This is a genomic window from Vibrio sp. 99K-1, assembly GCF_013114585.1.
Lineage (GTDB): Bacteria > Pseudomonadota > Gammaproteobacteria > Enterobacterales > Vibrionaceae > Vibrio > Vibrio chagasii_B.
Genome location: NZ_VTXF01000033.1, coordinates 47,925 through 72,615, shown reverse-complemented (window position 1 = coordinate 72,615; position 24,691 = coordinate 47,925). Strand labels below are relative to the sequence as shown.

The window sequence follows — 24,691 nt, the reverse complement described above, 5'->3', positions numbered from 1 at the left end:
TCAAGGATAATAAAAACAGATCAAAAAAACAGTGTTTTTATGATTTTTGACCTTGAATTTACAATTGTCATCCTCATGTTAATGAACATCAGAGCGGCATTACGTATCCCGCCCCTGTAGTTTTCAACATAAAGTATAGATGTTTTGGAGTAAAAATGAGCGAAACAGCAACGCAAAATAAAGAGACTCGTGGCTTTCAATCTGAAGTAAAACAACTACTTCATCTAATGATTCACTCACTGTATTCAAATAAAGAAATCTTTCTACGTGAGCTGATCTCTAACGCATCTGACGCGGCTGACAAGCTTCGTTTTCAAGCACTATCAAACGGCGAACTTTATCAAGGCGACGCAGACCTCGGTGTAAAACTGTCATTTAACGCTGAGGCAAATACGTTAACGATTTCTGATAACGGTATCGGCATGAGCCGTGACAACGTTATTGAACATTTAGGTACCATTGCTAAATCAGGTACAGCAGACTTTTTCTCAAAGCTATCTGAAGACCAAAGCAAAGACTCTCAATTGATTGGTCAATTTGGTGTTGGTTTCTACTCAGCATTCATCGTTGCTGATGCGGTAACGGTTCGCACACGTGCCGCAGGCCTTGCAAGCAATGAAGCCGTGCAATGGCACTCTGCAGGTGAAGGCGATTACACAATCGAAGACATCACTAAAGAGTCTCGTGGTACTGACATCATTCTTCATATGCGTGAAGACGGTAAAGAGTTCTTAAATGAATGGCGTCTGCGCGAAGTGATTGGTAAATATTCTGATCACATTGGTATCCCTGTTTCTATCTTAACTGCGGTTAAAGATGACGAAGGTAAAGACACCGAAGAGAAACATTGGGAACAGATTAACAAAGCTCAAGCGCTTTGGACTCGTAACAAGTCAGACATTGAGAAAGAAGAGTACCAAGAGTTTTACAAGCATGTATCTCACGACTTTGCTGATCCACTAACGTGGAGCCACAACAAGGTTGAAGGTAAGAACGATTACACAAGCCTGCTTTATATCCCAGCTAAAGCACCTTGGGATATGATGAACCGTGACCACAAGAGCGGCTTGAAACTTTATGTACAGCGTGTATTCATCATGGATGACGCAGAGCAGTTCATGCCATCTTATATGCGTTTCGTGCGCGGCCTGATTGACTCAAACGATCTACCACTGAACGTATCGCGTGAAATCCTTCAAGATAACAAGGTGACTCAGTCTCTTCGTGGTGCATGTACTAAGCGTGTACTTACAATGCTTGAGCGCATGGCGAAAAATGACAACGAGAAGTACCTAGAATTCTGGAAAGAGTTTGGCCTTGTAATGAAAGAAGGCCCAGCGGAAGACATGGCAAACAAAGAGAAGATCGCAGGTCTTCTTCGTTTCGCATCTACAGAAGTTGATTCTGCAGACCAGACAATCAGCCTAGCATCTTACGTTGAGCGTATGAAAGAAGGCCAAGATAAGATTTACTACCTGACAGCAGATAGCTACGCAGCAGCTAAAAACAGCCCACACTTGGAGCAGTTTAAAGCAAAAGGTATTGAAGTGGTGCTGATGTACGATCGCATCGATGAGTACGTAATGAACTACTTAACCGATTTCGACGGCAAGCAGTTCCAATCGATCACAAAAGCTGGCTTAGATCTAAGCAAGTTTGAAGGCGAAGAAGAGAAAGAGAAGCAAAAAGAGACTGAAGAAGAGTTTAAGTCTGTTGTTGAGCGCACTCAATCTTACCTAGGTGATCGTGTTAAAGAAGTCCGTACTACGTTCAAACTCGCAACCACACCTGCTGTTGTTGTCACTGACGATTTCGAAATGGGTACGCAAATGGCGAAGCTTCTTGAAGCGGCAGGCCAAGCTGCACCTGAAGTTAAGTACATCTTTGAAATTAACCCAGAGCACGCACTTGTGAAACAAATGGCTGATGAAGCCGATGAGCAAGCGTTCGGTCGTTGGGTTGAGCTACTACTTGGTCAAGCGATGCTGGCTGAAAAAGGCTCTATGGAAGATCCGTCACAATTCTTGGGTGCAATCAACGAGCTACTAACAAAGCGTTAGTCTTTCGACTTTGGGCTAAACCACGAATTGTAATTAAAAGCCCGCAAATGCGGGCTTTTTTAATGAACGTCGTTGAAAATGTGTTAAACGTGGTCGACGTCACCGTTATCGTCACAACAAAATGAGGCGATGCATTCTTTAGTCGTAAATTCAGCCAAATTGAATATTAATGTGATAGAATGCTCGACCTAATCAGCTGGATTAGGATCCAATTCATTCCAGTTGTATGATTTTTAAACGTTATACCGAAACTTACCGTTTTGCTTCTATTTGCAGTTTTGCTTAACCTCAACGGTTACTTAACGCTTTCTGTTTATCTAACCGATGAACTAGGAAGGTTGGATAGTGAGCTTCGGTATAAATCATAATTTTATAAGAGGATTAAACATGCGCATCATTCTTCTAGGTGCTCCTGGCGCGGGTAAAGGCACTCAAGCTAACTTCATCATGAACAAATTTGGTATCCCTCAAATTTCAACTGGTGACATGCTACGTGCTGCTATCAAAGCGGGTACTGAGCTTGGTAAGCAAGCAAAATCAGTAATCGACGCTGGTCAGCTAGTTTCTGATGAAATTATCCTTGGTCTTATCAAAGAGCGTATCGCTCAAGATGACTGTGAGAAAGGTTTCCTACTAGACGGTTTCCCACGCACAATCCCACAAGCTGATGGCCTAAAAGAAATGGGTATCGCTGTAGATTACGTTGTTGAATTCGACGTAGCTGACGATGTGATTGTTGAGCGTATGGCTGGTCGTCGTGCTCACCTTCCTTCAGGTCGTACATACCACACTGTGTACAACCCACCAAAAGAAGAAGGTAAAGATGACGTAACTGGTGAAGAGCTAGTTGTACGTGATGACGACAAAGAAGAAACAGTTCGTGCTCGTCTAGGCGTGTACCACGAGCAAACAGCGCCGCTAATCTCTTACTACGGTAAAGAAGCTGAAGCAGGTAACACTAAGTACCTTAAGTTTGACGGTACTAAGCAAGTTGCTGAAGTTAGTGCAGAACTTGAGAAAGCACTAGCATAATTGGCTAACAGCCAGTTTTAGAATTTGATATATTGGAAGCGACCTTAAAGGTCGCTTTTTTTTGTCTCAATTTTTAGTACGATACCAATCTAAGGCAATGATGAGTCCTCTACCCAAGGCAGTAAGTCTTGAAAAGAGTATCCATCATCTAAAGTTGACGTTGTGAAACCTCACGCTCAAATGATTATTTAGACATTTAGCGACAAGCAATGATCTTAAACTTAAGCAGATTAGTATATTACTCTCTACAAAATCACATATTGGTCTCAGGTATCTATGGAAAATAATAAAAAGCAGGGTGTTTTACTGGTGAATTTAGGTACGCCAGATTCTGCGACCCCGGCTGGCGTTCGTCGATTTTTGAGTGAATTCTTGCACGACAAGCGAGTTGTTAACCTAACGCGCTGGCTGTGGTGCCCAATCTTGCACGGGGTGATTTTACCGATTCGCTCACCTAAAGTAGCCAAGCTTTATCAATCTGTTTGGATGGAAGACGGTTCACCACTGCTTGTGTACTCTCAAAGACAAGCTGAAAAGTTACAGAAGAAGTTAGAGATGCCTGTCGCCTTAGGTATGACTTATGGCAACCCAAGTCTAAAAGCGGGCGTTGAGCAGCTGATGGAGCAGGGCGTTGAGGAGATCATCGTACTGCCTCTGTATCCTCAGTATTCAGGCACCACCACTGCTGCGGTTTCTGATGGTTTAACCAAAGCCTTTAAACAGATGCCTGTTATTCCAAGCTACCGTTTTATCCGTGACTACTACGCACACCCGAGCTACACCAAAGCACTGGCTGAGAGTGTTCGTAGTCATTGGGAGAAAAATGGCCGAGCGGATCATTTGGTTTGCTCTTTCCACGGCATTCCGAAGCGATTGGCAGATGAAGGGGATATCTACCCTCAACATTGTGAAGCGACAACTAAGCTACTCGCTGAGGAGCTTGGTTTATCTGCAGACGATATCACCATGACTTACCAGTCTCGATTTGGTCGAGAAGAGTGGTTAAAGCCATATACCGATGAGACGCTTGAATCATTGCCAAGCAAAGGCATCAAGAAGATTGATATCATGGCTCCAGCTTTCTCGGTGGACTGTTTAGAAACGCTGGAAGAGATTTCAGATCAGTGCAAGGAAACTTTCATTGACGCTGGTGGTTCTGACTTTAGCTATATCATGTGTCTTAACGACAGAGATTCGCATATCGACATGATGGCTGAACTGGTAGAGATTCACCGTTAATATCGGCTAAATAAATACTAAAAGGGCTGCTCAATGAGCAGCCCTTTTTTGAATGTGTTCTAGCGTCTATTAGACACTGAACGATATGAGATATTAAGCAACAGAAGTTTCTGCAGTGCGCTCTTCTTTTGGTTCAGGCTCTAGCGTCATGTTGCTCTCTACGCCGTGCATCCAAGATACAAGCTTACCAGCACAAAGAAGTAGTAAGATGCCGCTGATCGTTGCTGTAATTGCAATACCACTGAAGATTGCCATCGCGCCTAGTTCACCTACATGAGAGCCCACAAGGCCAGCTACGTAGTTTGCAATAGCGTTGAAACCAAACCATGCACCCATCATTAGTGATGCTAAACGTAGCGGTGCCAGCTTAGTCACTAACGATAGGCCGATAGGAGATAGGCAAAGCTCACCAAGTGTATGGAAGAAGAATGCACCTACTAACCACAGCATCGAAGTTTTAACTGTAAGGTCACCACCTTGCTCCATTACCGCGCCCATCATGCAAACGAAGCCTAGCGCCAAGAAGAACAGAGCCATCGCAAATTTAACCGGTGAGTTTGGTTCACGCTTACCTAACTTCACCCAGAATGCAGCAATGATTGGTGCAAGTGTAATGATGAAGAATGGGTTTAGAGATTGGAACCACGCAGCCGGAACTTCAAAATCACCAATCATACGGTCTGTATATTGTTGAGTGTAGATGTTCATTAGGCCGCCAGCTTGTTCAAAGCCTGCCCAGAAAATAATCACGAACAGACCCATGATCAGAATAACTTTTAGTCGATCGAACTCTTCTTTAGTTAGCGGTGCTTTCTCTTTCGATTTACTCAGAGCTTTTGCGCGTGCAGCTGCTGGCACAGAACCGATATTACCCAGCCATGATTGAGCCATCGTCATTTGCATGATTAAGCTAATAACCATACCGATACCAGCCGCTAGGAAACCTGCTTTCCAGCCGTATGACTCAGCCGCAGCACCAGAGATAAGACCACCTAATAGTGCACCTAAGTTGATGCCCATGTAGAAAATTGTAAATGCGCCATCACGACGGTTATCACCTTCTTGGTAAAGGTCACCAACCATAGTTGAGATGTTTGGCTTAAACATACCGTTACCACTGATAAGCAGCCCTAAACCTAAGTAAAGTGCACTTACTTGGTCTAAGCCCATAAAGCCAGTAGGTAGGGCCAGCGTAAATTGACCAAGTGCCATAAGCACGCCACCGATTAGAATCGATTTACGTTGCCCTAGGTAGTTGTCGGCAATCCAACCACCGATTAATGGTGTGATGTAGACCAGGCCAGTGTAGATACCATAAAGATCGAGTGCGTCTTTTGTTGACCAACCCAGCCCGCCGTTGATTGTTGTATCTGTTAAGAATAAAACAAGAATCGCACGCATAGCGTAGTAGGAGAAACGTTCCCATAGCTCTGTGCTGAAAAGTAGAAATAGGCCTCTAGGGTGGCCAAAGATGTTGTGATTGCTTGGCATAAGTTTTACTAATTTTAGTTATTAAAAGATTTTATAGTTACTTATGTATACAGAGTGGGATAAACATCTGCAATAGAGGTATTTTATGGTAACGATAACCTGCATTTTGTAAGTGTATGAAAATTATATGCTTTGTTGGTAATGTCGCCCTTAAAATGCGTGCTGCAAACTAATTTTCCAGATTTGAGCTGGTTGTTAAATGATCTTATTGAAAAAATTCTTGAATATTAAAGGCGTGAGTTATCAATTTTATGTATCCTATCTCCGATAAAGGGAACGGTGTGTTTTATTTTTTGACTGTATATGCTGCCATAGAAGCGCACCTTTTGATTGGCAATAGAACTCTGTACAATGCTTAATCACTTTTATATCTATAATTTTTTGTTGATAAATTGGTTTGCTACGCATAATTTTGTGGCTATTAAGATTCATTTAGTTAATAGCAATTAAACCGTTTTAGGCTTGTGGTAAAATGTCCCCAAAATAGAAAATGGCTAGTTAAATGAAACGTTGGTATTTACTCTACTGTAAGCGTGGCGATCAAAAACGCGCTCAGCAGCACTTAGAGAATCAAGGGGTAGAGTGCTTTTACCCACAAATAGAAGTCGAAAAAGTAGTTAGAGGGAAAGAAAAGGTAGTCAAAGAACCGCTGTTCCCTTCATACGTTTTTGTTCGATTTGATTATGAACAAGGACCAAGCTTTACGACCGTTCGTTCCACACGCGGCGTAGTGGACTTCATTAAGTTTGGAGCGCTACCACATGAAGTACAAGGCGACTTGGTTTTTGAGCTTAAAGAACTTGAGAAGAATTGCACCAATGATGTCGAAGAGTGCTGTGCTGAGTTCGAATCTGGTCAGGTTGTGAAAATTACGAGTGGTCAGTTTGCAGGCATAGAAGCAATATTCCACCAGAAAGATGGCGAGGCTCGCTCTATCATGTTAGTGAAGATGATCAGCCAGGTGGTGCCTATCAGCATTGAGAATGAAGCACTGCAAGCTCAAGCGTAACTCTACATTAAAAAGTGATACACCTAGGCTTAAAATAAAAAGGCGCATAATGCGCCTTTTTTAGTATCTCAAATTTGCCTGAGAGCTTACGCGTTGTAAGCGTCGTTGTGAACCGCTTGAACCGCACGACCTGATGGGTCTACACAGTTTTGGAAAGACTCATCCCACTCAATGGCTTTAGCTGATGAACAAGCGACAGATGGACCACCAGGTATACATTCTGCTGCAGATTCTAGCGGGAACAACTCTTCAAAGATTTCACGGTAAGCGTAGCCTTCTTTAGTCGTTGGCGTGTTGTATGGGAAGCGGAACTGCGCAGTTTCCATTTGCTTGTCCGTTACTTTCGCTTCAGCGGTAGCTTTCAATGTATCGATCCAGTCGTAGCCAACCCCATCAGAGAACTGCTCTTTTTGACGCCATGCAATTGAGTCTGGTAGATAATCTTCGAAACACTCACGTAGGATGTGTTTCTCCATCTTACCGTTGCCACACATTTTGTCTTCTGGGTTTAAGCGCATTGCTACATCGATGAACTCTTTGTCCAAGAATGGTACGCGGCCTTCTACGCCCCATGCTGCTAGTGATTTGTTCGCACGAGCACAGTCAAACATGTTTAGAGCCAGCAACTTACGTACTGTTTCTTCATGGAACTCTTTTGCGTTTGGCGCTTTGTGGAAGTACAAGTAACCGCCAAAGATCTCATCAGCACCTTCACCAGACAGTACCATTTTGATACCCATTGCTTTGATCTTACGAGCAAGTAGGTACATTGGCGTAGACGCGCGAATTGTCGTTACGTCGTAGGTCTCGATGTGGTAGATAACATCACGGATTGCATCCAGACCTTCTTGAATGGTGTATGTCATCTCGTGGTGTACGGTACCAATCTTGTCTGCCACTTCACGAGCAGCGATAAGATCAGGAGCACCTTCTAGGCCAACCGCAAATGAGTGCAGTTGTGGCCACCAAGCTTCAGACTGTTCGTCATCTTCAATGCGCATTGCCGCAAAGCGTTTAGCGACTGCTGAAGTGATAGATGAATCTAAACCACCAGAAAGAAGTACACCGTAAGGTACGTCAGTCATTAGTTGACGCTTCACCGCTGCTTCTAGTGCTTCCGTTAGATCTTCTTTGCTTGTGCTGTTGCCTTGTACTGCAGCGTATTCGTTCCAATCACGAATATAGTAACGTTGTGGCTCTGCATCTTTCGAAGAGTAGAAGCTACCTGGAGGGAACTCGCTGATGGTCTTACATACAGGAACCAGAGCTTTCATTTCAGAAGCAACATAGTAGTTACCGTGTTCATCGTAGCCTTGGTAAAGCGGGATGATACCGATGTGGTCGCGGCCTACTAGGTATTCGTCTTTTTCTTCATCGTATAAAACGAATGCGAAGATACCGTTTAGTTCTTCTAGCAGGTCTGCGCCCATTTCTTGGTATAGCGCTAGGATAACTTCACAGTCAGAGTCGGTCTGGAACTGGTACTTATCTTCATAGCGAGCACGAAGTTCTTTGTGGTTATAGATTTCGCCGTTTACCGCAAGAATGTGTTTCTTGTCTTGGCTGTATAGCGGTTGAGCACCACTATTTAGACCAACGATAGCTAAACGCTCGTGAGCAAGGATTGCTTTGTCACTTGCATAGATACCAGACCAATCTGGTCCACGGTGACGAAGCTTTTTAGACATTTCTAAAGCGATAGGGCGAAGTGCTGCGGCATCACTTTTTATGTCGAGAATGCCAAATACTGAACACATAGAACTTCCTTTTAAATAATTTCTAAATCAACTGTATTCAATTTGCCATTCTGGCTAAAAAAAGCAACCGGATGTGAGCAAAAAAATAATATAAAGGGTGTTATGTTAGAAATTATTTAATTATTTTGTCGTTTTGGTGTTTGGTATCTAAATGCGGTTGCTTTTTTATACAAAAACCTCTCAAAAGTGCGAAAATTCACAGCCTTGAGAGGTTTTTCTGAGAGGGATTTAGGCTAGATTTTGTTGATGTTTGGGTTTAATTGCTCACAAACATGGCGAGCAAAACCACTACCGGCTTCGCTGTAGATATTGAATGCGGCATCAACACCATTCTCTTTCAAGGTTTCGAGTTGATCAGGGTATTCTGCGATAGCTGCGATCTGTCCTTTAAAGTTACGTGACTTTAGTTGATCTAAAGCGGTCTGGTTACCTTGGTGATGTGGCATGGCTAAGATAACCAGCTTTACATTCGCTGTATCTAAGATGCGCTCCCAGAAGTCTGGGTCAGTCGCGTCGCCAGAAATCACGTTTCTACCGTGGCTTCTGTGGTTATGTGCTGCTTCTTCACGAACTTCGACACCTAAACTTACCTTGCCATAGCGAGAGCGTAATTCGTCATAAGCACCAGTACCAATTCGGCCCATACCAAGAATAAGCACTTGGGCACGACCAGGGTCAATTCGCTTATCGCGTCGGTGAAGCTTTTCTGAGGCATGCTCTTTTAGCCATTTACCTGACTGCTGATAAAGCTTGTGACCAGCTCGATTTAAAGGTGCAGCGATTAAGAAAGACAGTGAAACCGCAATCGCGACGGCAACTAGGATATCGCCAGACATCCAACCCATCTTGAAGGCTAGGCCACCAACGATGAGGCCAAATTCGCTGTAGTTAAACAGTGATAAAGAGGCAAGTAGAGACGTTCGAACACGGAACTTGAAGCGGTTAAGCACCAAGAAGTAGAGAACACCTTTCACTGGCAGCATCAGCAAGAACAAGATTGCAAGCATAACGCCTTGAATGGTTGGTTGCTCTGACAAACCAATGTTCAAGAAGAAACAGACAAGGAAAAGCTCTTTAAGGTTAAACAGCGATTTTGATAACTCTGAGGCTTTTGGATGACCAGCAAGCAGCATACCTAGAACAAGAGCGCCTAGGTCTGGCTTAACACCAACCAAATGGAATAAACCAGCACCGACGACTAATGCGAAGAAGATGCCGGAAAGAACCAACATTTCGCCGTGTCCAACCCAATCAAGTATTTTGTAGAACAGTGGGCGTAATAAAGGTAGGGCAAATAGCGCAATTGCATACCACTCTGGTATTTTACCTGTCGAGGCCGTTAGGAATACCACCGCGAAAATATCTTGCATGACCAAGATACCAATCGCCAATGTACCGTAGGTCGCATTCATTTCGCCTTTCTCTTGAAGAGTCTTTACCGCAAATACGGTACTCGAGAATGATAGGGCGAAGCCGAGTAGAACAATCTGCTCGACTGACATAGCTGCCAGTGACGAAATGCCAAGGAACTTAAAACCAAATAGGGCGACGGCAAAAAACAGAGTGGATAAAAGGTTATGTATTGTCGCGCCAGCCCAGATCTCTTTAGAGAGTAGGGTTTTGATATCTAGCTTCAAGCCGATGGTGAATAGGAGCAGGGTGACACCGAGGTCAGCCAAGGTAATGATGGTGTCATTCGTTTCGAAACCAAAGGCAAAAAGCCCAAATCCCGCAACCAAAAAACCAACCAGTGGCGGAAGATGACATTTTAAAGCAATAAATCCTGCGATAAACGCAGTGGATATTAATATAAGTTCCATAACTTGTTGTTGTAGTTCCCTAGCTTAAAAAAACGGGCCGTGTTTTTACAAACACGGCCCGCGGAAAATCAGAATTGTTGTTCTTTAATCTTCAAGTAACTTCTGCAGTAACACACCGTTGAGCATGGCGCGCTTGATCATAGCAAAAGCTCCCATCGTAGGATGTTTATCGATCTGTGATGCTACAATAGGCAGGCCGCTATGGAAAGTCGTTAGCGACTGATTCTCTACATTACGCTTAATTGCAGGGAAAACAATCTCTTGTGCCTTAGTAATATCACCAGCAATGATCACTTTTTGAGGGTTAAATAGGTTGATCGTCATGGCGATCGCTTTACCTAACTGGTTTCCTACTCGAACCAAGCTCTGCTTAGCTAATTCGTCACCATTCATTGCATGGTCGCAAACGTCTTGAATAGTAATACGCTCAAGTTCGGTTAAAGAGGACTCATAACCTTGTTTAATCAGCTTTTGCACGCGCTCTACGATTGCTGGGTTCGCCGCTACCGTTTCAAGACAACCAAAGTTACCACATTGGCACTGTTCACCAAGTGGATCGATTTGGATATGACCGATTTCACCGACGTTACGGTTATGGCCTAAGAAAACCTGGCCGTTAACGATAATCCCCGCACCAGTACCGCGGTGAACACTTACTAAGATAGAGTCTTGGCTGTCTTGGCTCGCGCCAAAGTAGTGCTCCGCTAGTGCCATTCCGCGAACATCGTTGCCAACAAAACAAGCGACATGGAATGTGTCGCGAATAATGTCGCTCAATGCAAGGTTATCGATGTCTGTATTTGGCATGTACTCAACGACACCCGTCGTCGGGTTAACTAAGCCTGGAAGAGTTACGCCAATCGCAATCAGCTGATCGATTTTCGGTTGGTGCTCAGCAATGAAAGCCTTAAGCGTGTTGACCAATCCCTGGGTTAGGTCTGATTGGTCTGAATAATTCAGGTCTTGCTGCTGGAAAGCCAATTCACGACCACCAAGGTCATGAAGGCTAACTTGAATATAGTCTCGACCTAAGCGCACAGCGATAGAGTGGAAAGGCTCTACTTCTGTGGTTAGAGAGATAGCGCGTCTACCGCCAGTAGACGCTTGCTGTGCGACCTCTTTGATTAGGCCGCGCTCTAATAATTGGCGGGTAATTTTTGTAACACTTGCCGGTGCGAGTTGGCTTACATCAGCCACTTGTATACGACTGATAGGCCCTTGTTGGTCTATTAGTCGGTATACCGCCGCACTGTTTAGTTGTTTAACTAAGTCTACGTTACCTATTTGTCCGCCATTCATACTTAATTGTGCTCGTATTGTCCATTAACAACAGTCGCTTTAACGTTAAAGTCTCGGTCAAATACAGCTAGGTTTGCAACCATGCCTTTTTTGATTCGACCTAGCTTGCTTTCTACACCGATAGCCGTAGCTGGGTATAGCGTAGCCATGCGAAGAGCTTCGTCTAAAGCGATACCAGCGTGCTCAACTGTATTCTGAACTGCTTCAATCATAGTCAGAGCTGAGCCGCCCAGTGTGCCGTTTTCATCAACACACTTACCATCTCGGTAATATACTTTCTTACCGACAAAAATAAAGTATTCCATGTCAGCACCTGCAGGAGCTGTGGCATCCGTCACTAATACCAACTTTTCTCCCTTGATTTTGTGCGCAATTCTGATGTTTGCGTAATCAACGTGGAAGCCGTCGGCGATGATGCCTGCGTATACTTCTGGCGTATCGTAAATTGCGCCAACCACACCTGGTTCACGACCAACCATAGGCGTCATTGCATTGAATAGGTGCGTTGCGAATGTGATACCAGATTCGAAACCTTGGCGTGCTTCTGCATAAGTTGCGTTGGTGTGACCGATAGAAACAACAACACCAGCTTTGTGCAGACGCTCGATATGCTCTGGGTCGTTCAGCTCAGGAGCCAGTGTTACTTTCGCAACAAGGTCGCTGTTCTCACAGATAAGCTCAATCATCTCGCTGTCAGACTTACGAATATGATCAACGCTGTGAATGCCTTTTTTTGCAACGTTTAGGTATGGACCTTCAAGGTGAAGACCTAAAGATTGGTTCTGGTATTGGTTGTGGTACTCACGAGCAGCTGTGATAACAGCGCGCATGTCTTCGTCTGAAGAAGTGATCAGAGTCGGTAAGAAGCTCGTACAGCCTGATTTGAGGTTGGCTTTGTGCATGATCTGCATTGTTTCTGCAGTGATCTCATCGTTCAGCATTACACCGCCACAACCATTCAGTTGTAGGTCAATGAAACCTGGGCTTAGGTTTGCTCCGTCTAGGTCGCGAACCTCGATACCTTCCGGTAATTCAGAGATAGGGCAGACTTTTTTGATCAGTTCGTTTTCGATTACTACAGCATGATCGGTTAGAACATCACTACCAGTGTAAATTTTACAGTTACTTAGCGCGTACATAGTCAGCTAATCCTTATTTCGTCAGATCTTTTAAATTCGTTCGTTACCTAAATGTGGACTTAGTTTGCGAGCATCATTTACGTAACGATTTATCTTTTATGGGCAAACGGCTTCAAAAAGGGAAGCGATTTTAAGTGTTTGAAAAATATGTGAACAATTCATTGTTTTTATGATTATGGGTTAAGAAATATCAGTAAGTTAGCTGGCTTTTAAAGCTGAACATAACCCACTCTTGACCCAATAGTTAGATTTGGATTTTATCTATAAATGTTCATTTTTTTGAATGATAAAATAAGTTTTATGATCTCGCTAGCAAAAACCTCTGGATTTGGTAAAAACTGGTGATTACGATCACAAATGGTAAGGTTTTAATTTGCGGAGCAAAATTAATTGAATACACTGAATAGGACTAAATTGAGCGACTAAAATAAGTTTCTCAAACGAATTCTAAAAAATCCTATAGGGGGAAACAACTGGTGAATATTCTAGGATATGCACAGAAGCTAGGTAAGGCGTTAATGCTACCTATCGCAACGCTTCCGATTGCGGCGCTTCTATTACGTTTAGGTCAAGGCGATCTACTTGATATTCCATTCATGGCGCAAGCTGGTGGTGCTATCTTCGGTAACCTACCATTGCTATTTGGTCTAGGTATCGCGATTGGTCTTTCTAAAGACGGTAACGGCGCAGCGGGTCTAGCTGGTGCAGTTGCTTACTTCGTTCTAACAGCGACAGCGACAACGATTAACGCTGACGTTAACATGTCTTTCTTCGGCGGTATCTTCGCAGGTATCATCGCGGGTCACTCTTACAACGCTTTCCATGCTACACGCCTTCCTGAGTGGCTGGCATTCTTCGCAGGTAAACGTTTAGTACCAATCATGGCTGGTCTATTTGCACTTGTTGCAGGTGCTGTGTCTGGTGTGGTTTGGCCTGGTGTTCAATCTGGTCTAGACGCACTGGCTCACGCAGTATCAACGTCTGGCGCTATCGGTCAATTCGTTTACGGTACTCTTAACCGTGCACTTATCCCTGTAGGTCTACACCACGTATTGAACTCGTACTTCTGGTTCGGTATGGGTACATGTCAAGAAATCATCGTTGCTGGTCAAGGCGCATTCGCTAACATCACTCAACTTTGTGTTGACCCATCTCTAGCTAAAACTCTAGTTGTTGGCCAAGAGCACACATTCACATTCGCTAACTCTGTAACTCCAGAAATCACTACTGTTGTTAAAGAAGTGACTGACACTGTTAAGTCTGGCGACCTACACCGTTTCTTCGGTGGCGATAAAGGTGCAGGCGTATTCATGAACGGTTTCTTCCCAGTAATGATGTTCGGTCTACCAGGTGCTGCACTTGCAATGTACCTAGCAGCTCCTGCTGAAAAACGTAGCCAAGTTGGTGGTGCACTATTCTCAGTAGCATTCTGTTCATTCCTAACTGGTATCACAGAGCCGCTAGAATTCATGTTCGTATTCCTAGCTCCTGCTCTATACGCAATGCACGCTGTATTCACTGGTCTGTCTCTAGTTGTCGCTAACATGTTTGGTACTCTGCACGGTTTCGGTTTCTCTGCTGGTCTTATCGACTTCGTATTGAACTGGGGTCTAGCAACTAAACCTCTAGTACTTCTAGCAATCGGCCTTGGCTTCGGTGCTCTATACTTCTTCACTTTCTCTTTCGCAATCCGCGCTTTCAACCTGAAATCGCCAGGTCGTGAAGATGACGAAGAAGCTGCAGCTCCAGCTGGTGACGCTCCAAAAGGCGACCTTGCACGTCAATACCTGAAAGCTCTAGGTGGTCACGACAACCTAACTTCAATCGACGCTTGTATCACACGTCTACGTCTAACTCTTAAAGACCGCTCTGTTGCTGACGAAGCAGTTCTTAAGAAGCTAGGTGCTAAAGGTGTTGTGAAGCTAGGTGAAAACAACCTACAAGTTATCCTAGGCCCACTTGCTGAAATCGTAGCTGGCGAAATGAAAGCTATCGGCGCAGGTGAAGACCTATCTGATGTAAAACTTCCATAGTAAGGAAGTACTTAACTGAGCAGTCATTAATACTCTCAAATAAGTGTCAAATTGAAAGCCTCCCATAAGGGAGGCTTTTTTGTATCTGCAGTTTAAGGCTTTGGGATACGGTTCGTTCTATTCTTCATCGAATAGCAGAAATAATCGTAATTAACGGACGGTTCTTATTGTGCAAAGGCGAAGAATTGTGGATGATTAGCAACAATGATCTTTCTATCTAGAGCTGACGCTAAAAGTGGCGCTTGGCTAGGAGATAAAAGATAACTTTCTCTGACAATACTAAATACATAGAGGTGCTATAGATGAGTGAAGCTGAGGCTCGTCCATCGAATTTCATTCGCCAAATTATTGATAAAGATTTAGCGGATGGTACACACAGTAGCGTGCATACTCGTTTCCCGCCGGAACCAAATGGTTACCTGCACATCGGTCACGCTAAATCTATTTGCTTGAATTTTGGTATTGCTCAGGACTACCAGGGACAATGTAATCTTCGTTTCGATGATACAAACCCTGAAAAAGAAGACGTTGAATACGTTGAGTCAATTAAGAATGATGTAAGCTGGTTAGGCTTCGAATGGTCTGGTGACATTTGTTACTCATCAAACTACTTCGATACGCTTTACGCTTATGCTGTGGAATTAATTAATAAAGGCTTAGCGTACGTTGACGAGCTAAGTCCTGAGCAGATCCGCGAATACCGTGGCACGCTAAAAGAGCCAGGTAAAGCAAGCCCATACCGCGACCGCAGCCCTGAAGAGAACCTAGCGTTATTTGAAAAAATGCGTGACGGTGGCTTTGAAGAAGGTAAAGCGTGTCTGCGTGCCAAGATCGACATGAGCTCGTCATTCATGGTAATGCGTGATCCTGTTATCTACCGTGTTCGTTTTGCTCACCACCATCAGACAGGTGACAAATGGTGCATTTACCCAATGTACGATTTCACTCACTGTATCTCTGATGCGCTGGAAGGTATTACGCACTCTATCTGTACTCTTGAATTCCAAGATAACCGTCGTTTGTACGACTGGGTTCTAGATAACATTACGATCGATTGCCAACCTCGTCAGTACGAGTTTAGCCGTCTGAATCTTGAATACACGGTGATGTCTAAGCGTAAACTAAACCAACTTGTGGTTGAAAACCTAGTTCAAGGTTGGGATGACCCACGTATGCCGACTATCTCTGGTTTACGTCGTCGTGGTTTCACTTCTGCGTCTATTCGTGAGTTCTGTAAGCGTATCGGTGTGACTAAACAAGAGAACATGATTGAGTTCGGTTCACTTGAGTCTTGTATCCGTGATGACTTGAACGAAAATGCACCACGTGCAATGGCTGTTCTAGACCCGGTTAAGATCGTGATTGAAAACTACGATGCAGACAAGGTAGAAACACTAACAGTTGCTAATCACCCGAATAAACCTGAAATGGGTACTCGTGAAGTACCGTTTACTCGTGAAGTTTGGATCGAGCGTGATGACTTCCGTGAAGAAGCAAACAAGAAGTACAAGCGTTTGGTTCTAGGTAAAGAAGTTCGTTTACGTGGTGCTTATGTAATTAAAGCAGAGCGTATCGAGAAAGATGCAGAAGGCAACATTACAACTATCTTCTGTTCTTACGATGACGAAACGCTAGGTAAGAACCCGGCAGATGGCCGCAAAGTGAAGGGTGTTATCCACTGGGTATCTGCTGATAAAGCACTGCCAGCTGAGATTCGTCTATACGATCGTCTATTCACTGTTGCAAACCCAGCTGCTGCGGATGATTTCGCTGCAACGATCAACCCAGAGTCTCTGGTTAAGTTGAACGGTTTTGTTGAGCCTAGCCTAGCGGAGGCTGCTGCTGAGCAAGGTTTCCAATTTGAGCGTACAGGCTACTTCTGTGTCGATTCAAAAGACTCTAAAGCAGATGCGCTAGTATTCAACCGCACGGTTGGCCTACGTGATACTTGGGGTAAAGCTGAAGCATAATTGCTAACGCTAACAAGTTGTCTAATAAAAAACCGGCTTAGTGCCGGTTTTTTTGTATCTGAATAATGCGTGGATCTAAAGAACAATCTAGCGGACTTTCAGCCCTATATAAAAAACGCTGACCGAAGTCAGCGTTTGTTTAATTTTTCGGTTTGTGCGCGTCTGGGTTGCCTTTGCAATCACCCGTCATGCTTTTACCGTAAAGGTATAAACTGTGGTTCGTTAGCTGAACGTTATAGCGCTTCGCTATCTCTTTTTGTCTCTCTTCGATGATGTCATCAGAGAACTCGATAACTTCGCCACAATCTAGACATACTAGATGATCGTGGTGGTGCTGTGTTGAAAGTTCAAATACAGACTTACCGCCTTCGAAGTGGTGGCGAGTTACAATGCCAGCATCATCGAATTGGTTTAATACTCGATAAACGGTCGCAAGCCCGATCTCTTCACCTAAGTCGATCAGTTTTTTATATAAATCTTCAGCACTAATATGTTGGCAGTCTGGTTGTTGTAATACTTCTAAAATTTTGAGCCTTGGGAGGGTCACTTTAAGACCAGCATCTTTTAGCGCTTGATTATTGTCTGACATATACTTTCCTGTTGATGATCTGCAGCAATTAACAGAATTCAATATTAATACCATTATAGTTTAGTCAGGCATAACAATAAACCACGAACTTCAAAGGGTTACTAATCAACATCACAATCTGTTTTGTAAATTGGAAGTATCTCACTTATAGTGGAGGTACGACCAGTCAGGGTGGCGGTAATTCTAATATGAACACGGAATGTTGTTATGAATAAGCAACTTGCAAAAATATACAAACCAAACATCGTAAAATTCGCTCTTAATATTTGGCCTCCATTTTGGGGAGCAGGGATAAAGATAGCCCATATTAGTTCAGATTTTAGGGTAGTAAAAACAGTGCTTAAGTTGCGCTGGTGGAACAAAAATGCCAATCGTACTCAGTATGGCGGTAGCATATTTTCCCTCACGGATCCTGTTTACTCATTGATGTTAATGGGAATTTTAGGTGAAAGGTATTATGTGTGGGACAAAGAGGCGAGCATTAACTTCATCAAACCTGGTCAGTCAGATCTGTATGCAGACTTTGAAATAAGCCAAGGTCAGCTTGATGAGATTTACCGTCAGACTCAACTTGGTGAGAAGTGTTTTCCTGAATTTATTATCTATGTCAAAGATAAGCAGGGTAATGTGGTCTCAGAAATTCAGCGTACGCTTTATGTCAGAAAGAAGCCACAATTCAGAGATGATGACGAAGCACTAGAAGCAGAGTGCTAATTTAGACAAACAGATCTTATATAGACAAATAGAAAAAAACCTCCAATTAGGAGGTTTTTTCATATCTAGAGAGTTGTCACTAATTGTAACAATGGACAACTGCCAGAGAATTAGTCTTCAAGCTCTGCTAGACACATCTCTTCGTGGATTTGTTTAACCCAGTTAGATACACGCTCATCAGTTAGCTCTGGTTGACGGTCTTCGTCGATACATAGACCAACGAATTGGCTGTCATCGCCTTCAACTAGACCTTTAGATGCTTCGAACTCGTAGCCTTCAGTAGAAGTGTAACCTAGGATAGTACCGCCTTTCGCTTCAACGATGTCACGGATAGTACCCATAGCATCACAGAAGTATTCTGCGTAATCTTCTTGGTCACCACAACCAAAGATAGCAACAAGCTTAGTTGAGAAATCAATAGCTTCTAGCTCTGGGAAGAAATCATCCCAATCACATTGTGCTTCGCCGTAGTACCACGTAGGGATACCAAGCAGCAGTAGATCGAAGTTATCGATATCTTCTTTGCTGCTTTTTGCAATGTCTTGAACGTGAACGAGCTGTTTGCTCAATTGCTTTTGAATCATCTTAGCAACAGCTTCAGTGTTACCTGTATCGCTACCAAAGAAGAGACCTACACTTGCCATAGAATCATTACCTTTCATTTTGTCTGTTGTCGGTGTAATAAAGTTCGGAGGGGAATCGTTAGATCCCAGTTCCTTCCCAGCTTAGTTGGATTATCCCTTTGGCGATAAAACCTGCACAGCCAAGGAAAAGTACTAACCACACAATGCGACGACCAAATGGAGGAACATTTCCTTGCTTGAGAACGTCCTTAATTGCCATGCCGATCAAAAAGAAAATCGCGGCAAATAGGAGATCTAAACCAACAGATTCAATGATGTTCATGTAGTCGTAAAGCATGGGAACCTTATATACCAATTTTGCTTGGGCGCACTATATCACTGTTGCGAGATAAAGTTAATGTGCAGTGATTACTCAACTCTCATTTATCTGCATGAAAAAGCGCACTTAAGCGATGAATTTTCGAATTGCTCTCAGCACTTCAGTTGGTTTTTCTGCGTGCAGCCAGTGGCCGGTATTCGCGATGACATGCGCCTTTACATTAGAAAATTGCTGTTGGACCGCAGTTTGGTGCTCAGCCGTGAGGTAGTCAGAATCCCCACCTTTTATTAGTAAGGTTTTGACTGAGGTTTTGTCGATCGGTTCCCAACCAATAATGTGTGGGTAGTTGCTCAGTAACGAAGCGACGTTAAAGCGCCACTCCATAATGCCTTCTTCTGACTTGAACAGTGATTTTGTTAAGAATTGGCGAACACCGTCTATTTCGATATGTTTGGCGAGCACTTTAAGTGCTTCGGCACGAGATCCTGGCTTTTCTTCAATGACCGCTTGAAGGCCTGCGAATACGTTGTCGTGACGGCTTTGGGTGTAAGCGACTGGTGCCATGTCCAATACAATAAGTTTGTGCAGTTCTAGGTGTTGAGTTAGCGCCATGGCGACTTTACCACCCATTGAGTGACCAATGACAGTGACGTCATTCAGCTCAAGATCTTTCAACAGTTGAGCGACATCTTGTGCCATCGCTTGGTAATTATGGGTATCACTGTGGAAGGATTGTCCATGGTTACGAAGATCGATACTCAGTACCTGATGATCGGTTTTTAGATCCCTGGCTAGCAAGCCTAGGTTGTCCAGATTACCGAATAATCCATGGATCAAAACTATGGTGTGACCCTCACCTTCGATTTTATAGTTGAGCTGTACTGACATTTTTATCTTATTCATGGTGGGTTTGACGTAGAGTATCCGCGCGGATCTCGCTATAATCCCCCTGAGTTTAAACATTGAGATTGTGAAAAGCGAATGAAAACAATTGAGGTTGATGAGGACCTATACCGTTTTATTGCGGGTCAGACAGAACGTATTGGCGAAAGCGCTTCAGATATTCTGCGCCGCTTGTTACAGGTTGATAGCCAAGGCATGGCTCCGATCGAAGAGATCGTAGAGCCGAAAGGTATCGTTGTTAGCAAAGAGGTAGGCTTTACTCCAGAGAAGTTCGATGGCGTTAAAGAAATGCGCTCACTACTAATATCAGATGAGTTTGCATCATTAAAGAAAGCCATTGATCGTTTCATGCTAGTGTTATCAACACTGCATAAAATCGACCCTTTAAGCTTTTCAGAAGCAACTCAAGTAAAAGGCCGCAAGCGTGTTTACTTTGCAGACAACGAAGCGACGTTACTAGCAAACGGTAACACGACGAAGCCTAAAGCCATTCCACAAAGTCCTTTTTGGGTTATTACAAATAATAATACTAGCCGTAAAAGACAGATGGTTGAGCAGCTTATGAGCCGCATGAATTTCCAAGCAGAATTGATTGAAAAAGTAACAGGTTCAATTTAACGAAATCTGATTTAAACCTCATAATATCCATGGATAAGAAGATATTATGAGGTTTTTTTGTTTTTAAATTTTATATATATAAGGATGTCGAAAAATGGCTATGCACCCTCGTGCTGGGCAAAAAGCTCAGCAGGAAGATCTTCATAATATTCCGGCTTTAGTGGCTAACTATTTCTTACAGCAACCGGATGCGACTAACCCAGATCACAAGGTACTATTCGGTACTTCAGGTCACCGCGGTACAGCAGACAAATCAACATTTAACGAAAACCACATTTTAGCGATTGCACAAGCAGTGGCTGAGGTGCGTGCTGAGCAGGGTACAACAGGCCCGCTTTTCTTAGGTAAAGATACGCACGCGCTATCTGAACCTGCATTTTCTACGGTAATCGAAGTACTTGTAGCGAACGGTGTTGAAGTTATTATTCAAGAAAACAACGGCTTTACTCCAACACCTGGTATCTCGCATGCGATTCTTACGCACAACCTAGTGAATGACAAAAAAGCCGACGGCATCGTTATCACACCTTCACACAACCCACCTCAAGATGGCGGTATCAAATACAACCCGACACACGGTGGTCCTGCTGAAGCTGAATTGACTCAAGCGATTGAAGACCGTGCGAACGTGATCATTGCTGAGCAAATGCAAGGTGTTAAACGCACTCCTATCGCACAGGCTAAACAGTCTGAGTTAGTGAAAGAAGTTGACCTAGTGGCGCCATACGTTGCTGATTTGGTTAACGTGGTTGATATGGAAGCTATCCAGAAAGCGAACATCAAAATTGGTGTTGATCCACTGGGCGGCAGCGGTATCGATTACTGGCGTCAAATTGGTAAAGCGTACAACCTAGATCTTACTTTGGTAAGTGAAGCGGTTGACCCTTCATTCCAATTCATGTCTCTAGATAAAGATGGCGTGGTTCGTATGGACTGTTCTTCGCCATACGCAATGGCAGGCTTACTTGCGCTTAAAGATGAGTACGCGCTAGCGTTTGGTAACGACCCAGATTACGATCGCCACGGCATCGTTACGCCTAAAGGCCTAATGAACCCTAACCACTTCCTAGCGGTTTGTATCGATTACCTATACCGTAACCGTGAAGGTTGGGGTAAAGAGGTTGCGGTTGGTAAAACTTTGGTATCAAGCGCATTGATCGACCGTGTGGTAGCTGACTTAGGTCGTGAACTTTGTGAAGTACCTGTTGGTTTCAAATGGTTCGTTGATGGCCTTTACAACGGTCAGTTTGGTTTCGGTGGTGAAGAGAGTGCAGGTGCATCTTTCTTACGTAAAGACGGTACGCCTTGGTCAACAGATAAAGATGGCCTAATTCTTTGCCTACTTGCGGCTGAGATCACAGCCGTTACAGGTAAGAACCCACAAGAGTACTACGAAGAGCTAGCTGCTAAGCACGGTGAATCTAAGTACAACCGTATTCAAGCGGTAGCAAATGGCGCGCAAAAAGATGTGCTGAAGAAGCTATCTCCAGAGATGGTCTCTGCTGAAACGCTTGCTGGCGATGCGATTACTGCTCGTTTAACGCATGCTCCTGGTAATGGCGCTGCGATTGGTGGCCTTAAAGTGACCACTGAGAACGGTTGGTTCGCTGCTCGTCCATCAGGCACTGAAGACATCTACAAGATCTACTGTGAAAGCTTTAAAGGTGAAGAGCACCTAAAAGCAATCGAAGCAGAAGCTCAAGAGATTGTTAACCAAGTATTTGCCGCTGCAGGTCTATAATCGAATACGATTCATAGAGTTATAAAGCAAATAATGGAAGGGTTGATGTGAAAGCATCAGCCCTTTTTTATTTTCCTGTGAGTAAGTGGCTAGACTAAGTCAGTTCAATGACGAATGGATTAGCCGTGTGGCCAAGTTTGTGGCATCACAAACCAGAATTGACCAGACTTAGTTTGCCCGTGAACAAAGTGGTCACCAAATTCGGTGATAGGTTCACCGCTGAAATCATCCGTTCCTGCGGCCCATTGCTCTTTGTTTAGAGGATAGAGTGTTTCGGTGATCAAGTGAGCCTGATTTTGATAACACCAAAATCCATTTACTTGGCTTGGGTTAATGCTGTAGCCCAAACATTCTGTAGGTATATTTTGTTCTAGAAATGGGTTGGTATAGAGGCGACCTTGCATCAGAAGATGTTTTGAGTCGACATCGATCTCCGGATACTGCTCAACAAAGGCGTTTGAAGAGGACATACCAAGTTGATGGCAGAGCATCCTATCGAGCTTCTTGTCCAATTGGTCGTGAGAATTGGGACCAAACCATGTTTGCTCATGAAGTAGGTAAAATTTAATTGCCACTTCCCAGTGTTCTAATTTTTGGCTGCTTGTGTCTTCCAAGATAAAGTCGATTGCGCCAAGTGTTCGTCCCTCAACATTAATCTGAATCTCATCGTGCTTGATTGAATAATTATCCGAAGTCATGATGACTTGTTCACATAAGTGTTGGTAGAGAAAGCCTAATCTAGGGTTTCCATCATAAGTATGTGTATCGTCGAGCTTTTGGTGGTTTGAGAACACAGTGAGATCAGAAATGGGCGGCTTGATTTCTAGTAGCGGTGGTGAGCTAATCACCCATTGATAAAAGCGTTGCAGTTCGGTCATCGGTTCCTCGTAAACTTCAGTCATCTGTTCTCTAGAAACAGAGTGGAAGGGCTTTCGACATTCTACCCGTAAATTGATATAACGACGTTATTATAAAGGTAAGCTGGAAATAAAAATGAATAACTTACAATTAGAAAAGCTACTTAACGAAAAACTGCAGCCACAGCAGATTAAAGATTACTGTCCGAATGGCCTTCAAGTCGAAGGTGCTTCTGAAGTCAAGCGTATTGTTACTGGTGTTACGGCTTCGCAAGCTTTGATTAATAAAGCGGTTGAGCTAGAGGCTGACGCTTTGTTGGTTCATCACGGTTTCTTTTGGAAAGGTGAGTCAGAGGCAATTCGTGGCATGAAGGGCAAACGCATTCGCACTCTGATTAAGAATGACATTAACCTTTTGGGTTATCACTTACCTCTCGATATCCATCCTGAACTTGGTAACAACGCCAAACTCGCTGAACTGCTTGATATTGAAGTAGAAGGTGGCTTGGAAGGGCACCCACAATCGGTTGCTATGTTTGGTAGATTAAAGACACCGATGACCGGTGCTGAGTTTGCGGCAAAAATTGATCAAGTACTGAATCGTAAGCCGCTACATATCGCTCCTGAAAACGCAGATAAGATGATTGAAACGGTAGGTTGGTGTACTGGCGGCGGTCAAGATTACATTGAACTTGCAGCCTCTCAAGGTATCGACGCATTTATCTCTGGTGAAATTTCTGAGCGCACAACTTACTCGGCTCGCGAGCAAGACATCCATTATTTTGCTGCAGGTCACCATGCGACAGAACGCTACGGCGTGAAGGCACTAGGTGAGTGGTTAGCAAAAGAGCACGGCTTGGATGTTGAGTTTATCGATATCGATAATCCGGTATAAGAGCAGATGCGAGATGAGGGATACGAGTAAATAGTGTTCGTCATTCCCCAGACTGACGAAGGAGGGAGTAGAGAATTTTTTTGGGCTATCTACTCGTTGAATGAGATCCCCAACTCACTCGTCCCTCGTTCTTGGGGATGACGGCATAGTTTGCTCCTATAGTCATTCCCTAGACTGACGAAGGAAAGAGTATGGAATCTTTTTGGGCTATCTATTCGTTGAATGAGATCCCCAACTCACTCGACCCTCACTCTTAGGTATAACGAGCAACTATAAATTTGTATCTGTCGATGTGATGCGCGAGTCAGAACGTTAAAGGGGGATATCCCGAATCCGTCATTCCCTAGACTGACGAAGGAGGGAGTAGGGAATCTCTTTGGGCTATCTACTCGTTGAATGAGCTCCCCAACTCGCTCATTCCTCGCTCTTAGGTATAACGAGCACCTATAAATTTGTATCCGTCTATGCGACGCGCCAGTCCGAACGCTAAAGGGGGATATCCGAATCCGTCATTCGCTAGACTGACGAAGGAAGGAGTAGGGAATCTCTTTGGGTTATCTATTCGTTGAATGAGATCCCCAACTCACTCGTCCCTCACTCTTAGGTATACGAGCAACTATAA

At 43.8% G+C, this 24,691-nt stretch carries 20 protein-coding genes; 10 read left to right on the top strand and 10 right to left on the bottom strand.

All coding sequences use genetic code 11. From position 1 onward, the window contains the following. Positions 1-155 precede the first annotated feature (155 nt). From htpG to hemH, 3 genes are all read left to right on the top strand, one after another. Positions 156-2,060 (top strand): molecular chaperone HtpG, encoded by a 1,905-nt coding sequence (gene htpG, locus F0228_RS21715; RefSeq protein WP_116871763.1) that lies wholly within the window; start codon positions 156-158, stop codon positions 2,058-2,060. A 387-nt stretch (positions 2,061-2,447) separates the two neighbouring features. Further along, entirely contained in the window at positions 2,448-3,092 is a 645-nt protein-coding gene (gene adk, locus F0228_RS21710) for an adenylate kinase (protein WP_061034168.1), read from the top strand. 276 nt (positions 3,093-3,368) lie between these two features. Then, positions 3,369-4,331 carry a ferrochelatase gene (gene hemH / locus F0228_RS21705; RefSeq protein ID WP_116871764.1) on the top strand — a complete coding sequence of 321 codons (963 nt, stop codon included), beginning with the start codon at positions 3,369-3,371 and terminating at the stop codon, positions 4,329-4,331. 93 nt (positions 4,332-4,424) lie between these two features. Here hemH and F0228_RS21700 read toward each other — a convergent pair whose 3' ends face one another. Next, positions 4,425-5,822, bottom strand: a complete 1,398-nt coding sequence (locus tag F0228_RS21700) for a peptide MFS transporter (protein ID WP_171731245.1) — start codon at positions 5,820-5,822, stop codon at positions 4,425-4,427. A 502-nt stretch (positions 5,823-6,324) separates the two neighbouring features. Between F0228_RS21700 and rfaH the strand changes: the two genes are divergently transcribed. Continuing rightward, positions 6,325-6,831 carry a transcription/translation regulatory transformer protein RfaH gene (rfaH, locus tag F0228_RS21695; RefSeq protein ID WP_171731244.1) on the top strand — a complete coding sequence of 169 codons (507 nt, stop codon included), beginning with the start codon at positions 6,325-6,327 and terminating at the stop codon, positions 6,829-6,831. 86 nt (positions 6,832-6,917) lie between these two features. On the opposite strand, the gene asnB is transcribed toward rfaH, so the two are convergent. The 4 genes from asnB to nagA all read right to left on the bottom strand — a co-directional run bounded on the left by asnB (position 6,918) and on the right by nagA (position 12,846). Further along, on the bottom strand, positions 6,918-8,588 hold the full coding sequence (asnB, locus tag F0228_RS21690) for an asparagine synthase B (RefSeq protein ID WP_171762738.1): 1,671 nt from the start codon (positions 8,586-8,588) through the stop codon (positions 6,918-6,920). A 233-nt stretch (positions 8,589-8,821) separates the two neighbouring features. Continuing rightward, positions 8,822-10,408 carry a cation:proton antiporter family protein gene (locus F0228_RS21685; RefSeq protein WP_171731243.1) on the bottom strand — a complete coding sequence of 529 codons (1,587 nt, stop codon included), beginning with the start codon at positions 10,406-10,408 and terminating at the stop codon, positions 8,822-8,824. 84 nt (positions 10,409-10,492) lie between these two features. Further along, positions 10,493-11,707 carry an ROK family protein gene (locus tag F0228_RS21680; protein WP_061034162.1) on the bottom strand — a complete coding sequence of 405 codons (1,215 nt, stop codon included), beginning with the start codon at positions 11,705-11,707 and terminating at the stop codon, positions 10,493-10,495. Between the two features lie 2 nt (positions 11,708-11,709). Continuing rightward, the gene (gene nagA / locus F0228_RS21675) at positions 11,710-12,846 is read right to left on the bottom strand and encodes an N-acetylglucosamine-6-phosphate deacetylase (protein WP_008223817.1); all 1,137 of its coding nucleotides are present in this window, start codon (positions 12,844-12,846) and stop codon (positions 11,710-11,712) included. A 476-nt stretch (positions 12,847-13,322) separates the two neighbouring features. Between nagA and nagE the strand changes: the two genes are divergently transcribed. Next, positions 13,323-14,879, top strand: coding sequence for an N-acetylglucosamine-specific PTS transporter subunit IIBC (nagE, locus tag F0228_RS21670; protein WP_032498767.1), 1,557 nt, complete (start codon positions 13,323-13,325; stop codon positions 14,877-14,879). A gap of 302 nt (positions 14,880-15,181) precedes the next feature. After that, positions 15,182-16,849: a glutamine--tRNA ligase gene (gene glnS / locus F0228_RS21665; RefSeq protein WP_061034161.1), complete on the top strand. Its 1,668-nt coding sequence runs from the start codon at positions 15,182-15,184 to the stop codon at positions 16,847-16,849. Positions 16,850-16,988: 139 nt separating this feature from the next. Here the strand turns inward: glnS and fcrX are convergent, their stop codons facing one another. After that, complete coding sequence (gene fcrX / locus F0228_RS21660) at positions 16,989-17,438, bottom strand: ferric iron uptake transcriptional regulator FcrX (protein ID WP_004737897.1); 450 nt, start codon at positions 17,436-17,438, stop codon at positions 16,989-16,991. A gap of 207 nt (positions 17,439-17,645) precedes the next feature. Here fcrX and F0228_RS21655 point away from each other — a divergent pair, with 207 nt between their 5' ends. After that, positions 17,646-18,152, top strand: coding sequence for a DUF4442 domain-containing protein (locus F0228_RS21655; RefSeq protein ID WP_004737898.1), 507 nt, complete (start codon positions 17,646-17,648; stop codon positions 18,150-18,152). Between the two features lie 110 nt (positions 18,153-18,262). Here the strand turns inward: F0228_RS21655 and fldA are convergent, their stop codons facing one another. From fldA to F0228_RS21640, 3 genes are all read right to left on the bottom strand, one after another. Beyond that, complete coding sequence (gene fldA, locus F0228_RS21650; protein WP_004737899.1) at positions 18,263-18,796, bottom strand: flavodoxin FldA; 534 nt, start codon at positions 18,794-18,796, stop codon at positions 18,263-18,265. A gap of 58 nt (positions 18,797-18,854) precedes the next feature. Further along, entirely contained in the window at positions 18,855-19,073 is a 219-nt protein-coding gene (locus F0228_RS21645; RefSeq protein ID WP_004737900.1) for a DUF2788 domain-containing protein, read from the bottom strand. A 108-nt stretch (positions 19,074-19,181) separates the two neighbouring features. Then, the gene (locus tag F0228_RS21640) at positions 19,182-19,943 is read right to left on the bottom strand and encodes an alpha/beta fold hydrolase (protein ID WP_061034160.1); all 762 of its coding nucleotides are present in this window, start codon (positions 19,941-19,943) and stop codon (positions 19,182-19,184) included. Between the two features lie 93 nt (positions 19,944-20,036). Here F0228_RS21640 and seqA point away from each other — a divergent pair, with 93 nt between their 5' ends. Both seqA and pgm read left to right on the top strand, forming a co-directional pair. Continuing rightward, on the top strand, positions 20,037-20,576 hold the full coding sequence (gene seqA, locus F0228_RS21635) for a replication initiation negative regulator SeqA (protein WP_017061953.1): 540 nt from the start codon (positions 20,037-20,039) through the stop codon (positions 20,574-20,576). Positions 20,577-20,670: 94 nt separating this feature from the next. Then, positions 20,671-22,317: a phosphoglucomutase (alpha-D-glucose-1,6-bisphosphate-dependent) gene (gene pgm, locus F0228_RS21630; protein ID WP_061034159.1), complete on the top strand. Its 1,647-nt coding sequence runs from the start codon at positions 20,671-20,673 to the stop codon at positions 22,315-22,317. A 119-nt stretch (positions 22,318-22,436) separates the two neighbouring features. Here pgm and F0228_RS21625 read toward each other — a convergent pair whose 3' ends face one another. Continuing rightward, positions 22,437-23,195 carry a DUF1853 family protein gene (locus F0228_RS21625; RefSeq protein WP_061034188.1) on the bottom strand — a complete coding sequence of 253 codons (759 nt, stop codon included), beginning with the start codon at positions 23,193-23,195 and terminating at the stop codon, positions 22,437-22,439. 115 nt (positions 23,196-23,310) lie between these two features. Here F0228_RS21625 and F0228_RS21620 point away from each other — a divergent pair, with 115 nt between their 5' ends. Next, positions 23,311-24,069 (top strand): Nif3-like dinuclear metal center hexameric protein, encoded by a 759-nt coding sequence (locus F0228_RS21620; RefSeq protein WP_061034158.1) that lies wholly within the window; start codon positions 23,311-23,313, stop codon positions 24,067-24,069. The last annotated feature ends 622 nt before the right edge of the window (positions 24,070-24,691 follow it).

Excerpts from the sequence above, each read along its gene's own strand:
- htpG (WP_116871763.1), top strand. The coding sequence starts at position 156 with ATGAGCGAAACAGCAACGCAAAATAAAGAGACTCGTGGCTTTCAATCT.
- adk (WP_061034168.1), top strand. The coding sequence starts at position 2,448 with ATGCGCATCATTCTTCTAGGTGCTCCTGGCGCGGGTAAAGGCACTCAA.
- hemH (WP_116871764.1), top strand. The coding sequence starts at position 3,369 with ATGGAAAATAATAAAAAGCAGGGTGTTTTACTGGTGAATTTAGGTACG.
- F0228_RS21700 (WP_171731245.1), bottom strand. The coding sequence starts at position 5,822 with ATGCCAAGCAATCACAACATCTTTGGCCACCCTAGAGGCCTATTTCTA.
- rfaH (WP_171731244.1), top strand. The coding sequence starts at position 6,325 with ATGAAACGTTGGTATTTACTCTACTGTAAGCGTGGCGATCAAAAACGC.
- asnB (WP_171762738.1), bottom strand. The coding sequence starts at position 8,588 with ATGTGTTCAGTATTTGGCATTCTCGACATAAAAAGTGATGCCGCAGCA.
- F0228_RS21685 (WP_171731243.1), bottom strand. The coding sequence starts at position 10,408 with ATGGAACTTATATTAATATCCACTGCGTTTATCGCAGGATTTATTGCT.
- F0228_RS21680 (WP_061034162.1), bottom strand. The coding sequence starts at position 11,707 with ATGAATGGCGGACAAATAGGTAACGTAGACTTAGTTAAACAACTAAAC.
- nagA (WP_008223817.1), bottom strand. The coding sequence starts at position 12,846 with ATGTACGCGCTAAGTAACTGTAAAATTTACACTGGTAGTGATGTTCTA.
- glnS (WP_061034161.1), top strand. The coding sequence starts at position 15,182 with ATGAGTGAAGCTGAGGCTCGTCCATCGAATTTCATTCGCCAAATTATT.
- fcrX (WP_004737897.1), bottom strand. The coding sequence starts at position 17,438 with ATGTCAGACAATAATCAAGCGCTAAAAGATGCTGGTCTTAAAGTGACC.
- F0228_RS21655 (WP_004737898.1), top strand. The coding sequence starts at position 17,646 with ATGAATAAGCAACTTGCAAAAATATACAAACCAAACATCGTAAAATTC.
- fldA (WP_004737899.1), bottom strand. The coding sequence starts at position 18,796 with ATGGCAAGTGTAGGTCTCTTCTTTGGTAGCGATACAGGTAACACTGAA.
- F0228_RS21645 (WP_004737900.1), bottom strand. The coding sequence starts at position 19,073 with ATGCTTTACGACTACATGAACATCATTGAATCTGTTGGTTTAGATCTC.
- F0228_RS21640 (WP_061034160.1), bottom strand. The coding sequence starts at position 19,943 with ATGTCAGTACAGCTCAACTATAAAATCGAAGGTGAGGGTCACACCATA.
- seqA (WP_017061953.1), top strand. The coding sequence starts at position 20,037 with ATGAAAACAATTGAGGTTGATGAGGACCTATACCGTTTTATTGCGGGT.
- pgm (WP_061034159.1), top strand. The coding sequence starts at position 20,671 with ATGGCTATGCACCCTCGTGCTGGGCAAAAAGCTCAGCAGGAAGATCTT.
- F0228_RS21625 (WP_061034188.1), bottom strand. The coding sequence starts at position 23,195 with ATGACCGAACTGCAACGCTTTTATCAATGGGTGATTAGCTCACCACCG.
- F0228_RS21620 (WP_061034158.1), top strand. The coding sequence starts at position 23,311 with ATGAATAACTTACAATTAGAAAAGCTACTTAACGAAAAACTGCAGCCA.